Below are 589 nucleotides of genomic sequence, written 5' to 3'. Positions count from 1 at the left end.
TTCACGCTCGCGGTCACGTCGATCAGGGTGATCAGCGTCGCGCCCTCGGGCAGGGGCTGAGCGGCGCAGTCGAGCACGGTGCCGTCGACCATCTCGAGCTTGCAGGCGAGGCCGGTGCGGGACTCGAGCCCGACCACCGCGTCGCGGATGTCGAGCCAGGGCTCGTCGGCCGGCGCCAGCACGCGGCACGCCTCGATCACCGCCTCGACGTGCGGACGCGCCTCCAGCGTCTCGGGGTCGAGGCGCCAAGCGGTGGCGAAGGCGCGGTTGGCGAAGGTCAGGCGGCCGTCGGCGCCGAACACCGCCACGGGCTCCTTGAGGGTGTCCAGCGTCTCGGCCTGCACCCGCATCAGCGCGTTGTAGCGGGATTCGAGCTTCATCCGGTCCGAGACGTCGTCGAACAGGTAGGTGAGGCCGCCCTGCGGGTTCGGCTCGGCCAGCACGCGCAGCGTGCGGCCGTCGGGCAGGTACCACCAGGCGGGGTTCGCCTCGGCCGAGCGGTAGGCCGCGAGCACGCCCTGCTTCCAGCTGCGGAAGTCGGCATGCTCCTCCAGCTTCCGCTGGGCGCGGAGATGGTCGAGGATCTCGC

At 72.0% G+C, this 589-nt stretch carries 1 protein-coding gene; it reads right to left on the bottom strand.

What is annotated here, in order from left to right; translation table 11 throughout:
• Positions 1–589: PAS-domain containing protein (locus FV223_RS29490; protein WP_187276307.1), on the bottom strand; the 589-nt coding region annotated here is incomplete at both ends.

It is taken from the genome of Methylobacterium sp. WL116, assembly GCF_008039455.1.
Taxonomy (GTDB): domain Bacteria; phylum Pseudomonadota; class Alphaproteobacteria; order Rhizobiales; family Beijerinckiaceae; genus Methylobacterium.
This window is presented reverse-complemented; position numbering and strand designations above follow the sequence as displayed.